The organism is Saprospira grandis (assembly GCF_027594745.1).
Lineage (GTDB): Bacteria > Bacteroidota > Bacteroidia > Chitinophagales > Saprospiraceae > Saprospira > Saprospira grandis.
The window spans coordinates 282424-296201 of sequence record NZ_CP110854.1 but is presented as its reverse complement, the minus strand read 5'-3'; the positions used below and the strand labels follow the sequence as shown (position 1 = coordinate 296201).

Sequence of the window (13778 nt, the reverse complement as noted above, 5' to 3'; positions counted from 1 at the left end):
TTATGAACACCCCTTATCCATATCGTTTGAATGCCATTTTGTTTATGATTCCCTTGGGGGTTTTAGGCATTTTGTTTTTTGTTTTGCCCAAGCAGCAAGTTTCTGAAATTGAGAAGCGGGAGCTGGCGCCTATGCCGTCTTTTTCTGCCGAAAAATTATTTGCGGGGGGCTACACCGACAGTTTGGACCTTCATTTCTCTGATAATTTTCCTTTTCGGGAGCGTTGGGTGGCTGTTGCGAAGTTTATTGAAAACCACCGAGGTTTTGCGAATGAAGATGTAAAGTTTTATGCCGAAGGAGTAGATATGGATGCGGGTATAGATGCCATTGCTGCGGCCAACGATAGCTTACAAGGCGATAGTTTACAGACCGTTGGAGGCGATTCTTTGGCCCAAGACAGCAGTGCCAATAATCTATTTGAAAATGAGGGCTTTGCCTCTGATGTACAGCGCCTTAGTCGAGGTCTACTCATCTATGAAGGCATGGCGATACAGATGTTTGGCGGTAGCCGAAACACCGCTAAGCTTTGGGCCAGAGTCGTGAACGAATACCAAAAGAAGTTGGCACCCAAAGGGATCCAGTTGCATTGTGGGGTTACGCCCACCCATGGCGAATTTTACCTGCCTTCAGAATACATAGAGGAGGCGGTTTCAGAACGCAAAAATATTGATACGATCTATCATTATTTGGACTCTGCCGTGCATGCCTTTGATGTGACCACCGAGCTCTTTAAGCATAAAGACGAATATTTGTTTTTCAATACGGACCATCATTGGACGGGCCGTGGGGCCTATTATGCCTACAAAGCCTTTTGCGATGAGGCTGGCCTAAAAGCGATTCCGATTGAGGAAATGGAACAGGGCACTATCCCCAACTTTTTGGGCTCGCTCTACCTTAAAACTAGAGACAAACGCCTGAAGGAAAAAGGCGATTCGGTAGAGTACTTTAAAATCCCTTTCCGCCACAAAACTTACCGCTTGGTCGGGGCCGATTATAGCCGTTTGGCGGGCAGCCGTCTGTATATCGAAAATGCCAAAGGTGGGGCCGCTTATGGGGTCTTTTTGGGGGGAGATTATCCCGCTATTTGCGTTTTTAGCGAGCAGGATACCTCCAATCATCGCCGTGCTTTGGTGGTTAAAAACTCTTATGGGAATCCATTTGCTACTTATATTCCCTCGCATTTTGAGCGAACCTATGTGATCGATTACCGCTATTTTAAGGGGAATTTGATGGACTTTATGGAAAAGAACAAGGTGACCGACCTGATTCTCTTCCACAATAGTTTTTCGGCCAATACGCCTTCACATGTCAAAATGATTAAGCGTTTATTGACGCAGGGGGGCGTTTGTGCGCCTCATGCAGTGCCCGCCCGCAAAAAAATGTTTCCGATGGGCGACTTCCTTTCGCGTCATTTGGGTAAGGCAGAAAAATACAATGAGCTCTACCTGAAAAAACAAAAAGAATTGGCAGAGCAAGCCGCCAAAGCCGCCAAGGAAGAATGGGACAGTTTGCCCCAGAATTAGAAACTCAGCGCACTGTTTAATTGTTTTAATTTGGGGCTTCCCCTCGCTCTGCTCGGGTCGCTATGTTGCGGGGCTCGCAGGTCTGCTCGGCCGTTCGCTTTTTTTCGCTTTGCTCAAAAAAGCTCCGTCTGGCCTTCGGCCACCCCTTCACAGCGCTAAGCCGAAGCGCATGCTTTGCGCTTGCTTTTCGAGCTTAAAAAATAACTGCTCAACCGCCTAAAATAGAAGAATTCATGTTTGGACGAATTAGTTTTTTTGCCGTACTCCTCCTCATTTTTGCCCAGCAGGCCTGTCAGGCACAGCCCGAAGCTGTAAAATTTACGCCGACCACAAAGGTGGATCTGTCTGAATACCCTTGGATGCATCCCGAGCTCAATATGCTGCAGTTTTATAACCGGGACGCCTTAGAGACCTTGCGCCAGAAGTGGAAACGGACCGATAAGGAGAAATTGACTGTCATTCATTTTGGCGACTCTCATTGTCAGAATGATGCCTTGCCTGGCCAAATCCGAAAGCGGATGCAGGAAGTACATGGAGCAACGGGCCGTGGGCTGATGTTTCCCACTTCTACCGCCAGAACGTACTCCTCTATAGAGTATAAAACCAAGCATACGGGAAAATGGATTGCGGAGCGTAGCTTTCGCATGCGCCTCAAACTGCCTTTGGGAATTCGGGGGATGAGTTGTCGGACCGAACAGGCCAACAGCAGCCTGGTCTTTGAGTTTAAAAAGCCAGTCCCCAAAAACTACCGCCAGCTAAAAATCTTTTGCAAGCGAGATATTCGCAGCTTTGATATTGTGGTAGAAACCAGCGGTAAGAGAATTCCCGTCATTGTGGATGCGTCTAGCCGCAAGCCTTACATTGAGGTAGAACTGCCTGCTATTACGGACCAAAAGTTGACCTTACATATTGTTCGCCGCAATAAATATGAGTCGGAGTTTGAGTTTTATGGTATGAGCCTAGAGGACGAAGCCGATAAGGGCGCTGTGGTCCATAATGCTGGAGTAGGAGCGGCCAAGTACAACTCTTTGCTCAATCAGGTATTGCTCTGGGAGCAATTGCCCCACCTACAGCCCGATGTAGCTATTATTGATTTTGGGACCAATGATTATCTATATTATGATAAGATTGAGCCCGAGCTCGAAAGCGAAATCAAAACCATCATTGATAAGATGCGTAAGGCTGTACCCGATATTTGTATTATTTTGACTAGTACGCAAGACCTTTTCTGGAAGAAAAAGAACTGTATGTCTGGAGAGCCTTTCTCGGATATGATGCACAAAATTGCCTATGATAAAAAATGTGCGCTCTTTGATTGGTACTGGATTTCTGGCGGCCAACGCAAAATGTTAGATTGGACCAAAAGCCGCTTGGCCCAGCCAGATATGGTCCACCTAACCGTAAAAGGCTACCGCCTAAAAGGAGACCTCTTCTTTGAGGCCCTACAAAATAGTTTGGCTTGGTTGGATGAAAACCCCAAGGAAAATGAGTTCTTCTTCCGCATCGATAAACTTAAGGAAGAACAGGCCGTCTTAAGAAATGGAGGAAAACCCAAGTCGGAGTCTATGAGCCAGAAAACGACAAAAAGTAATCAAAAACCTGCGGCAGCTACTGGCAAATACCGCACACATATCGTTAAAAGAGGAGAATCCCTGTATTCGATTAGCTTAAAATACAATGTGAGCATTCAGGAATTGAAAAGATGGAACAATAAAAGCAAGAACACCATCTATAAGGGCGATCGCCTTAAAATTTATAAATAACTTGGCCCTTAGGCCCAAAAACTAACAAGATGAAAAGATTCGCATTTTATTTCCTTGGCCTTTTTCTAAGCTTGGGCCTTTTGTCTTCTTGTGAAGAAGTCGAAAAATTTACGCAGTTTAATCTAGACTATAATAGTACGGTCACTATTCCCTCTACCTTTGGGGTGCAAGTTCCTTTTGATGTGTCTACTCCTGCGATTAACAGTAGCTCGACTTCTACCTTTGAGTCGAATGACACCCGTAAGGACCTAATTGAAGAAATTCAATTGACAGAAATGACCTTGACGATTAACAGTCCTTCTGGGGCCGATTTCTCTTTTCTAGAGTCTATTGAGGTCTTTATTTCTGCCGATAGCTTGGGTGAAACTCGGATTGCCTACCAAGATTCTGTAGATGTAGCGGCTGGAGAGTCATTGAGTTTGACCACCACTGGCGTAGATCTTCAAGAGTACATCAAGGCCGATGAATTTAGCCTAAGAATCAATGCCGTAACCGATGAGGCGATTAGCCAAGACCATGAGCTAAATATCTACACTAAGTTTTTTGTAGATGCCGAGCTCTTTGGTATTTAGGCGGATGAGCTGAATGGCGCAAAGCGAAACTTGCTGAATAGCAAGTTTCGCTTTTTTTTTGGCCCAGCGCTGCGCAGCGGTGGCCGTAGGCCAGACCCAGTTTTTGAGCGCAGCGAAAAAACGCAGGGCCGAGCGAACAGCGAGCCGCGGAGCATAGCGGCGGCCGACAGAAGCCGAAGGCTGAGTTGGCCGCGGGCCCCAAAAGCTCATCTAGATAAAAATCTTCTGGAAAAATGTTTATCTTTTCGGCAAATCGAAGAAAATGATCAAAGCAGTAAATATTCGTAAATCTTATCAGCAATTGCAGGTGCTCAAGGGCGTAAGTTTAGAGATTGCCAAGGGCGAGCTGGTGAGTATTGTTGGAAAATCGGGGGCGGGAAAAAGTACGCTGCTGCATATTATGGGCACTTTGGACCAAGCCGATGAGGGGGAGCTCTGGATTGATGGGCAGAATTGTGGGGAGATGAAGAAAAAGGCGCTTTCTCGCTTTCGGAATGAGCAAATTGGTTTTGTTTTTCAGTTTCATCATCTTTTGCCAGAATTTACGGCTCTAGAAAATGTTTGCATGCCAGCTTTTATTAAGAAAACGCCAGAAAAACAGGCGCATAAAAAGGCCAAAGAACTGCTGGATTATTTGGGCTTAGCAGATCGTATGGACCATAAACCCCAGCAATTGTCGGGCGGAGAGCAACAGCGGGTGGCGGTGGCCAGAGCTTTGATTAACTCGCCGGCGGTAGTCTTTGCCGATGAACCTTCGGGGAATTTGGACAGTCAAAATTCGGAAGAATTGCATCAGCTCTTTTTTAATCTGCGTAAAGATTTTGAACAAACTTTTGTCATTGTGACGCATAATATGGAGCTGGCCAAAATGAGCGACCGCTGCTTGCGGATGCAAGATGGATTGATTGTAGAAGAACTCTCTTAACCTTAATCCTATGGCAAATCCCTTTGAAGAAATCCCTGAATTGGCCGAGGCGCAGAAAAAAATGGCCCAAAAAGTAGAACGTACTGGCTATTCTCCCCAAAAGGGAGATTTGATCTTCAGTTTAGACATACAGTATGTAGAAGAGGATGCTTTTGTGGCCATAGATGTTTTGCGTTGGCAAGAAGGAGCAGAAAAAGTATATTTATCGCTACAAAAGGCGGGCATGGAATATCGGCCCCGATATTTTTCTTTTCGGGAGGGGCCACCTTTATTGGCGGCTATTTTGGCCTTAGAAGAAAAATTGGGCGAAGAAGCCAGTTGTTTATTGGTTGATAGGCATGGCATTGCGCATCCTCGGCGATTGGGGGTGGCTAGTTGGTTGGGCGTTCAGTTAGATCGGCCTAGCATTGGTATGGCCAAGCGTCCTTTATTGGCTGTTGATGATCCGGAAGGAGAGGAAAGAGGAAGTATTTCGCCCATTATGCAAAATGAGGAACTTTTGGGCTATGCCTTGCGGACGCAGGCGGGCGTAAAGCCTATATATATAAGTATAGGCCATAAAATAGATTTGGAAACGGCTCGAGAAATGGTTTTGCAGTTGGCTGATCAGGGCTATCGGATTCCGGAGCCCATCCGAAGAGCAGATCATGCGGCCCGAGCATTTGCCAAGGGCCAAAGCCATTTAGGGCAAGTTTTTTAGGACCAAAGTTTGGCCGTCCCTTAAAAAAGTAGCATTTTAGGCGGCGAAAAAAATATCGAGAAGCTATGCAAGATAAACTACAAACGCTGCAAGATAAATTGGCCCAAGCGGCTCAAGGTGGCGGAGAAAAACGAATTGAGAAACAACATGCCAAGGGCAAACTTACGGCCCGTGAACGTATTCATTTTTTCTTGGATCCAGGTTCTTTTGAAGAAATGGGCGCTTTGGTGACCCACCGTTGCAATGACTTTGGAATGGAAAAGCAAAAAATTTATGGCGATGGTGTCGTGACGGGTTATGGAACCGTAGAAGGGCGCTTGGTCTATGTTTTTGCTCAAGATTTTACCGTTTTTGGCGGTTCTCTTTCTGAAACTCATGCAGAAAAAATCTGCAAGTTGATGGATATGGCCATAAAAAACGGGGCGCCTTTGGTGGGCCTCAATGATTCTGGTGGAGCGCGCATTCAGGAAGGCGTACAGTCTTTGGGCGGTTATGCCGATATTTTTTATCGCAATACCTTGGCCTCTGGCGTAATTCCACAAATTTCGGCCATTATGGGCCCTTGCGCAGGCGGTGCGGTTTATTCTCCCGCTTTGACCGATTTTATTTATATGGTGGAGCAAAGCTCTTATATGTTCATCACGGGGCCAAATGTGGTCAAAACCGTGACCAATGAAGAAGTAAGTGCTGAAGAATTGGGTGGAGCCATGACGCATGCCGTAAAATCTGGCGTGACGCATTTTACCGCTCAAAATGATATGGATTGTTTGCTTCAGATTAAAAAGTTGCTTTCTTATTTGCCCCAAAACTGTGAAGAAGAAGCAGCGATGCTGCCTTATGAAGTGGGCCAAGAGGAACGCCCGGCACTAAATACAATCGTGCCCGAAAATCCCAATCATCCTTACGATATGCGTGCTTTGATTGAAGAGTTGGTAGATGCTGATTCTTTTTATGAGGTCAATAAAGAGTATGCAGAAAATATCGTGGTCGGTTTTGCTCGCCTTGGCGGCAGAAGCATTGGCGTTGTTGCCAATAATCCGATGGTATTGGCGGGTTGTTTGGATGTAGATTGCTCGAAAAAAGGCGCTCGCTTTGTGCGTACTTGCGATGCTTTTAATATTCCTCTTTTAGTTTTGGAAGATGTTCCTGGCTTTTTGCCCGGCACCGATCAAGAGTGGAATGGCATCATTAGCAATGGGGCCAAATTACTTTATGCATTTTGTGAGGCTACCGTTCCTCGCATCACGGTCATCACGCGCAAAGCCTATGGCGGAGCCTATGATGTGATGAACTCTAAACATATTGGCGCCGACTTGAACTTTGCTTGGCCTTCTGCAGAAATTGCGGTGATGGGGGCTAAAGGCGCTTCAGAAATTATTTTCCGCCGAGAAATTATGGAGGCCGATGATAGTGCCGCCAAATTGGCCGAAAAAGAAGCTGAATACGCAGAAAAATTTGCCAATCCTTATCGCGCCGCCGCTCGCGGCTTTATCGATGCTGTGATTGAGCCTTCTACTAGTCGCGAACGCTTGATTAAAGCCTTCAAGATGTTAGAAAACAAGGTGGATGTTCGTCCCCGAAAAAAACATGGCAATATGCCGCTCTAAATTTAGAGCCTAAGTTTCAAAGCTGTCGATTTTTATCGGCAGCTTTTTTTTTGTTCTTTTTTGGGGCCTCCGCTGCGGCTTCGCCTTGCGGCGCTACGCTTTGGGGCTCGCTGTTCGCTCGGCCCTGCGTTTTTTTCGCTGCGCTCAAAAAAACTTGGTCTGGCCTTCGTCCACCCCGTCGCATCGCTAGGCCGCTCATCGGTCTTTTTTTGCTGGGCTTTTTTCTTCGGCCCTTAAATTCCCCTTTCAAATAGCGGCTTTCAATTAGCAAAGAGCAGAAAAATCAATTTGATTTTATCTGTGAGTAAAAACTAATGCAGCTAGAATAACAGCTTGAGACTAGCACAAAAAAAAGTAGCCAAGGATTAAAATCCTCAGCTACGATCAAGATATTTTTTGTTGTCGGCATTTTATTAGACCATCGTTATAATATCTTCTAACTCCAGTCTTGATTTAGGTGTTGTTGCATTGAAATCGCTTGAAGATCTGTACCCTAGAGCAATAACAGCAACAGAAGTATATCCTTTTTCGCGTAAAGAAAACTCTTCATCAAGAGCTTTTAAGTCAATTCCTTCCATAGGAAGGCTGTCAATTTCCATAGCAGCCGCTCCCAATAAAAGATTTCCCATATTCAAATAGACTTGCTTTTCCATCCAATGCTGAAAATCTTTGAAATCATAGCGGTGCAAATCTGCAAAGTATCTTCGCCCGCCATCTACCATATTTTTAATCTCTTCATTCGGGAAGCGCCCATCTTTATCTTCTTGTTCTAGCACTTTAGTCATGAACTGATCATCTGCATCCGTTCTTGAGCAAAAAAGAATTACATGTGAGGCATCCAGGACCTTCTTCTCATTAAATTGAAAAAAGCCTTGCGTTCCTTTAGCAATACGTTTTTTCCCCTCTTCATTATCCGCAATAATAAAATGCCAAGGCTGAATATTTGTGCTTGAAGGACTCATTCTCAGAAGCGCTTTAATCTTTTCAACATCTTCTGCAGAGATTTTTTTCTCAGGATCAAACTCTTTGGTTGAATATCTCCAATTTAATGTCTTAATAATATCCATTAGTCTACTTTTATTTTGTTACGCCAATTTTTGATTGACTTCAATTAGATAATTACTTTCTATCAGGGCTTAACAAGCTTTTTTATACAAAATATATACAGCTCACTAGCTCAATTTTTTATTGGCTAATAGCAACTATAATTTTTATAGTAACAAATGTAAGTATAGTTTGCTATCTTTGCAATAACGGTCAAAAAGGATAGTATCAAGTTTTTTTAAAAAAAAGAGGCAATATGTATAAAGTGAAAGGCGTGGAATACCCCTGCTGTACAAGTGTTACGATGGGAATTATTGGCGGAAAATGGAAAACGGTTATTCTTGCACATTTAACTATTGATGGGACATTGCGGTATAGCGAATTACGAAAAAAAATGAAAGGAGTAACGGAGCGTACCCTTAGTCTTCAATTAAAAGCTTTGCAAGAAGCCGGAGTGATAAACCGTAAAGTATATACTTCTAAACCACCATTAAAGGTAGAATACTCCTTAACTGAGTTCGGAGAAACTCTTGTCCCGCTCATCAATGCTATCATTGATTGGGGGGAAATGGTAATTGATAATTATTCAGATGAATAGTTTTTTTGGGGCCTCCGCTGCGGCTTCGCCTTGCGGCGCTGCGGTCCGCAGCTCGCAGGCCTGCTCGGCCCTGCGCAAAAAAACAAGTTTTTTGCTTGGTCTGCGGCTTCGCCGCACTGCTCCCCATCGCTAGGCCAAAAGGCTCGCTTCGCTCTCCTTTTTTGCACAACTTTAGTTTTTTCTCTGGGCTTTTTTCTTCGGCACTTAAATTCCCCTTTCAAATAGCGGTTTTCAATTAGCAATGGGGTAAAAAAACAAGGACAAAAATTTCTCTTGGAAAAAAACTGGCCTAATGGCGATGAATAATTTTCTACCACAATTTTTTCTGCGGCATTTCATGGGCCGATGGTTTTAACCATCGGCTCATTTTTTTTGGATGTAGAACGGCCCTCTTTTTTGCTGTGGGTTTTAACCCACTGGTCTAGAAAACCATCAAGAAAACACCCCTTTCAAATAGCGGCTTTCAATTAGCGATTGGGTTAAAAAACAACCGTTCAACCACCCCCAAAAGAAAAATCCCCTCGAATGAGGGGATGATAATTTTTTGGCTAGCCTAGGGCCTTGGCCCTGGGGGTCCTATGAAATTTAAAAAACAAAACCGTTGAATAAAAGAGCTGTTATGTTTTTGTTTTATGGGCTCCTTTAGGTAGTTTTACTATAAGTTTTTAATGATGGAATATATGTAAAATAATATGGATAATATAAAGAAAATGCTTTTGTCTAAAGAGCTTGAGGAGTATATAAAGGTTAATGATAATGTCTCAAAAGAGAAAGACAAAAATGCTTATAACGTATTTACTATATCTTCCCAGAATACTCAATATGAAAATTTTCACTCAGATGTTATAGGGGACTTGTTAAGTCCTAATGGAAAACATGGACTAGGAAATGTTTTTCTTTTAAAATTTATCGATTTTCTAAATTGCCATTATGGTACAGCTATAACCGCTCAGGATTTTTCAGAGGCAAAGGTTTCAAGAGAGTCAGGAAATATTGACATACTCATTAAAACAGCAGAAAAAGCCATAATTATAGAGAACAAGATGAATTTTGCAAATGATATGGAAGAACAGCTAGTTCGATATTATCAAAAATGCAAAGAGGATTATAAACTTAGTGTAGAAGCTATTATTTACCTGAGTTTAGATGGATCTCAAACAGCTCCTAAGTTCGGAGAAATAGATAAAATAGTATATAATATTGCAGCATTCAATGATAAACCTAATGATCTTGTATCAGCTTGGTTAAGGCCATGTAAAGGTTATTGTAGTGATCTAGGTCAGCTCTCTTTTTTACATGAATACACTAAATTAATTCAACATTTAGCACAAAATAGAATGGGAACAGAAAATGAAAGTAAACTGTATGATTTTTTAGCTGAGGATAACCGTATGTCTTCGGCAAAAGAATTAGTAGATTTTTATAATAAAATACCAGTTTATAGACTTGATAGATTGCAGGAAAGACTAAAGAATGATCATCAGCCTTTTAATAAGTTAAAAAGATGGGAACCTACGCAGTTGGCCTTGATAAAATGTAGTAAAAATGGACTTAATTATGAGATATACATATTTACGACTCATGAAGGTGCTACTATATTTTTGGAATGTAAGGGAGACGAGGAAATGGTAAAAAAAGAATTTCCTGAAAAGATTAAAAAAATAGGTATTTCAGAGAAAGACTATAAAATAGATAATTATAGTAGATATGTTTTTGATTTTGGAGGTGCTTTAAAAAAAATAGATGAGGAGATCTTTGATTTTTTACGCAAAATACTAGATCATATAAAGTCTTGGAAATAGACTTTCATGGGCCGATGGTTTTTACCATCGGCTCATTTTTTTGGATGTAGGATAGCCTCTTTTTTGCTGTGGGTTTTAACCCACTGGTCCAAAATCACCAAGAAAAAAAACAACTGTCCAACCACAACCGCAAGAAAAATCCCCTCGCAAGAGGGGATGACAATTTTTTTGCTAGCCTAGGGCCTTGGCCCTAGGGTTCCTATGAAATTTATGTGGGATGAAAAACACCCCTTTCAAATAGCGGCTTTCAATTAGCAATGGGGTTAAAAAACAAGGACAAAAATTTTTTTTTGGAAAAAACTGCGGTGGTCTGTAGGTTGAAACCTACAGCCAGGCAACAAAAAGGCATTTCATTTTAAATGGAGGTTTAAAAACCTCCATAAAAAAACAGGGATGAAAATTTCTCTTGGGGAAAATCAATGGACCAAAAATCATCATGTTCAAAGCGGCAGAGGATTTTAATCCTCTCCGCACTATAGATGTAGAATGGAATTGTTGTATGGCTGTGGGTTTCAACCCACAGGTTCAAAACAACAACCGCAAAACCGCCGAAGAAAAAAGCCCAAAGAAAAAAAATGGATGAGCGGCCTAGCGATGTGCAGCAGTGGCCGTTAGGCCAGACCAAGCAAAAAACTTGTTTTTTTGCGCAGGGCCGAGCGAATAGCGAGCTGCGAAACGTAGCGCCGCAAGGCGAAGCCGCAGCGGAGGCCCCAAAAAAAAACAACAGAAAAAATCCTATTTTAAGGGGCCTAAAATGAAATAGATAAAGCAGAATGATGTGGAGACCGATTAAGCCATTTTTTAGTTATCATTTTGCTTTGGAATAAAAAAGCAGTAAAGATGGAAACAGCCTTGAAACTAGCAGAATTAAAAGCCGCTTTTCTAAAAGAATGGCCCTTAGAGCGACTCGAAAAAATGAGTCTGGAGGAATATAGTGATGACTCAGGCAATTCTTTTTGCGATTGGCTAGATACAAAAACTATTGAATTGGGGCCAGTGTCTAGAGGGTTAGGCCATCAGTTTGGAATTGTTTTTCATTATATGGAGGATGAGCATTATTGTCCAATGGAAAAAGGGTGGAAAGAAAAAGAGGGCTATGCTTTTCCCTCTTTTTTTGGAGAGGATTTAAAAACGGCCTACGAAACTGTTCGAGCTGAAATTTTGAGAATTGCTAAGGCGGCCGAAAATGGAGATTGGGAAACCATAGCAGAAATTAAGTTAGGCAGCCATGAAGAGGTCTATTTAGGTGACAAAGAGGATGGGAAACAAGCTTTTAAATGGAAAATTGCTTTTTTATATGATAAAACTAATTATTTGCCCCCTATTTTTCGATTGGATGAGCTAAAAGCAGCCGTGAAAAAATTGGGAGGAAAGGCAGAGGATAATTATTTGGCCAACTATGAATACCTAGCGAAAAAAAGAGGAGCTGAAGATGTATACCGTTTTAGCGAAGATCTACAGTATCTACCTCTTATAAAAGTGCTATCAAACTATAAACAGCAGGCTTTGCAGCAACTTTTTGAGGCCCTGAAAGAAAAATTCCCTTCAGAAAAAGGGCGATTTCCTGCAAATGTGGTTTTTACGATTAATAATGACAAAAAAATTCAGCTCAATATAAATGGAGGGGCTATTTCTGAGCTCTGGTCTAAAGAAGGAGATTTTTTAAGAGCCAATTTTGATGAATGCTTAGTAGAAAGACAGGCTGAGAATAAATCCATTGCTTATCAACCCAATAATGTTCGCAATTTAGAGCGAATGGTCTATGACATAAATTTTAGAGAAAAAATTTTGGATAAATTAGATGTTCAAAGCTCAACAGATAAAGAAATGAAAAAGAACGGCCCAAGCAAAAGTCTAGAAAATAAGCAGCCCAACAACCAAATTCTTTTTGGCCCTCCTGGCACCGGAAAAACCTACAACAGCATCAATTATGCACTGGCCATTTTGGCGGGAGTAGATTTGGAAGAGCTAAACGCAATAGAAAAGGAAAATAACTTAGAAAAAGCCCAGCAGATTTTTTCTGAGCTTGATTTAGAAGGCCCTTTTACTACTGGTCGAGAAATTTTGCGGGCAGCTTATACGCAGTACAAAAAGTTGGGACAGATTCAGTTCACTACTTTTCATCAAAGTATGAGCTATGAAGATTTTGTAGAGGGGATCAAGCCTGTATTGGAAGAAGAAAGTGAGGGGAATTTGTCCTATGAAATTAAGGCGGGGATTTTTAAGCAGTTGGCCCAACTTGCTGCACAAAATTACTCGGGCGAAAATCGTCTGCATGCCGAAAGTAGTTTTGATGCTGCCTTTGCAAAATTTTTGGCGGCTTGGGAGGCCGATCCAAAAATGGCCTTTTCTTTACGTCGAGCAAATTCAGAATTTCAAATTTATGCGATCGATCAAGAAAGGGGGCGGATTCATTTTGAAAAAGCTAGTGGTAGCCGAACACACTATTTGAGGCTAGCCACGCTAAAAGAAATATTTACTGGCGAGCGAGACTTTAATTTAAAAGAAGGATTGGGAATTTATTATCAATCCATTTTGAATACCTTAGAGCAATATGCTACGGATTCAAAAATAGAGGCGCCCAAAAACTACGTCCTCATCATTGATGAGATTAACCGCGGAAATATTTCAGAAATTCTGGGCGAACTCATCACTTTATTGGAAGAAGATAAACGTTTGGGCCAAAAAGAAAGCCTAGAAATTGTCTTGCCCTATAGCAAAGACGAATTTTCGGTGCCACCCAATTTATATATTATTGGAACGATGAACACGGCGGACCGCTCCGTAGAAGCTTTGGATGCCGCTTTGCGCAGAAGATTTAGTTTTGTAGAAATGCCGCCTCGTCCAGAATTGCTTGAAAATATTTTGGTTTATGGCTATGCGATGGAAAAATTGCTATGGACCATCAACCAACGGATAGAGCGGCTACTGTCTAAAGATCATTTGATTGGCCACAGTTATTTTTTGCCTATAAAAAATGCGGAAGCGCCAGAAAAAGAGTTGGCCTTGGTCGTGCGGCATAAAATTCTTCCACTTTTGCAGGAGTATTTTTATGGCGACTTTGGAAAAATTGGGTTGGTTTTGGGCCAGGGATTTGTCCGTAAAGAAGAAGAAACCCAAATTTTTGCCGCTATGGATTATGAGCCCTTGATGGAAGAGGAGCGTTTTCAGTTGATCCCTTGGGCGGAAGTAGATTTGGAAATTGCTTTGGCGCAGCTTGGGCTAGAAAAAGAAGCATAAAATA

At 42.2% G+C, this 13778-nt stretch carries 11 protein-coding genes; 10 read left to right on the top strand and 1 reads right to left on the bottom strand.

Annotation, left to right across the window (positions count from 1 at the left end; genetic code table 11):
* Nucleotides 1–2 precede the first annotated feature (2 nt).
* From OP864_RS01120 to OP864_RS01095, 6 genes are all read left to right on the top strand, one after another.
* Nucleotides 3–1523: a DHHW family protein gene (locus OP864_RS01120; RefSeq protein WP_270099482.1), complete on the top strand. Its 1521-nt coding sequence runs from the start codon at nt 3–5 to the stop codon at nt 1521–1523.
* A gap of 233 nt (nt 1524–1756) precedes the next feature.
* Nucleotides 1757–3286 (top strand): GDSL-type esterase/lipase family protein, encoded by a 1530-nt coding sequence (locus tag OP864_RS01115; protein ID WP_270099481.1) that lies wholly within the window; start codon nt 1757–1759, stop codon nt 3284–3286.
* Between the two features lie 29 nt (nt 3287–3315).
* On the top strand, nt 3316–3858 hold the full coding sequence (locus OP864_RS01110) for a hypothetical protein (RefSeq protein ID WP_270099480.1): 543 nt from the start codon (nt 3316–3318) through the stop codon (nt 3856–3858).
* A gap of 262 nt (nt 3859–4120) precedes the next feature.
* On the top strand, nt 4121–4783 hold the full coding sequence (locus tag OP864_RS01105; RefSeq protein ID WP_014373300.1) for an ABC transporter ATP-binding protein: 663 nt from the start codon (nt 4121–4123) through the stop codon (nt 4781–4783).
* Between the two features lie 10 nt (nt 4784–4793).
* Complete coding sequence (locus OP864_RS01100) at nt 4794–5483, top strand: endonuclease V (RefSeq protein ID WP_270099479.1); 690 nt, start codon at nt 4794–4796, stop codon at nt 5481–5483.
* 65 nt (nt 5484–5548) lie between these two features.
* On the top strand, nt 5549–7090 hold the full coding sequence (locus tag OP864_RS01095) for an acyl-CoA carboxylase subunit beta (RefSeq protein WP_270099478.1): 1542 nt from the start codon (nt 5549–5551) through the stop codon (nt 7088–7090).
* Between the two features lie 413 nt (nt 7091–7503).
* On the opposite strand, the gene nfsB is transcribed toward OP864_RS01095, so the two are convergent.
* Nucleotides 7504–8157 carry an oxygen-insensitive NAD(P)H nitroreductase gene (nfsB, locus tag OP864_RS01090; protein ID WP_014373297.1) on the bottom strand — a complete coding sequence of 218 codons (654 nt, stop codon included), beginning with the start codon at nt 8155–8157 and terminating at the stop codon, nt 7504–7506.
* 233 nt (nt 8158–8390) lie between these two features.
* Here nfsB and OP864_RS01085 point away from each other — a divergent pair, with 233 nt between their 5' ends.
* From OP864_RS01085 to OP864_RS01070, 4 genes are all read left to right on the top strand, one after another.
* Nucleotides 8391–8732: a winged helix-turn-helix transcriptional regulator gene (locus OP864_RS01085; protein ID WP_002656524.1), complete on the top strand. Its 342-nt coding sequence runs from the start codon at nt 8391–8393 to the stop codon at nt 8730–8732.
* Nucleotides 8733–9424: 692 nt separating this feature from the next.
* Nucleotides 9425–10534, top strand: a complete 1110-nt coding sequence (locus OP864_RS01080; protein WP_270099477.1) for a PDDEXK-like family protein — start codon at nt 9425–9427, stop codon at nt 10532–10534.
* Nucleotides 10535–10940: 406 nt separating this feature from the next.
* The gene (locus tag OP864_RS01075) at nt 10941–11117 is read left to right on the top strand and encodes a hypothetical protein (protein ID WP_270100813.1); all 177 of its coding nucleotides are present in this window, start codon (nt 10941–10943) and stop codon (nt 11115–11117) included.
* Nucleotides 11118–11374: 257 nt separating this feature from the next.
* Nucleotides 11375–13774 (top strand): McrB family protein, encoded by a 2400-nt coding sequence (locus OP864_RS01070; protein WP_270099476.1) that lies wholly within the window; start codon nt 11375–11377, stop codon nt 13772–13774.
* Nucleotides 13775–13778: the final 4 nt, after the last annotated feature.

Bases quoted from the DNA above. Each gene is read 5' to 3' on its own strand.
- OP864_RS01080 (WP_270099477.1), top strand. From the start codon at position 9,425: ATGGATAATATAAAGAAAATGCTTTTGTCTAAAGAGCTTGAGGAGTAT.
- nfsB (WP_014373297.1), bottom strand. From the start codon at position 8,157: ATGGATATTATTAAGACATTAAATTGGAGATATTCAACCAAAGAGTTT.
- OP864_RS01070 (WP_270099476.1), top strand. From the start codon at position 11,375: ATGGAAACAGCCTTGAAACTAGCAGAATTAAAAGCCGCTTTTCTAAAA.
- OP864_RS01110 (WP_270099480.1), top strand. From the start codon at position 3,316: ATGAAAAGATTCGCATTTTATTTCCTTGGCCTTTTTCTAAGCTTGGGC.
- OP864_RS01105 (WP_014373300.1), top strand. From the start codon at position 4,121: ATGATCAAAGCAGTAAATATTCGTAAATCTTATCAGCAATTGCAGGTG.
- OP864_RS01095 (WP_270099478.1), top strand. From the start codon at position 5,549: ATGCAAGATAAACTACAAACGCTGCAAGATAAATTGGCCCAAGCGGCT.
- OP864_RS01085 (WP_002656524.1), top strand. From the start codon at position 8,391: ATGTATAAAGTGAAAGGCGTGGAATACCCCTGCTGTACAAGTGTTACG.
- OP864_RS01115 (WP_270099481.1), top strand. From the start codon at position 1,757: ATGTTTGGACGAATTAGTTTTTTTGCCGTACTCCTCCTCATTTTTGCC.
- OP864_RS01120 (WP_270099482.1), top strand. From the start codon at position 3: ATGAACACCCCTTATCCATATCGTTTGAATGCCATTTTGTTTATGATT.
- OP864_RS01100 (WP_270099479.1), top strand. From the start codon at position 4,794: ATGGCAAATCCCTTTGAAGAAATCCCTGAATTGGCCGAGGCGCAGAAA.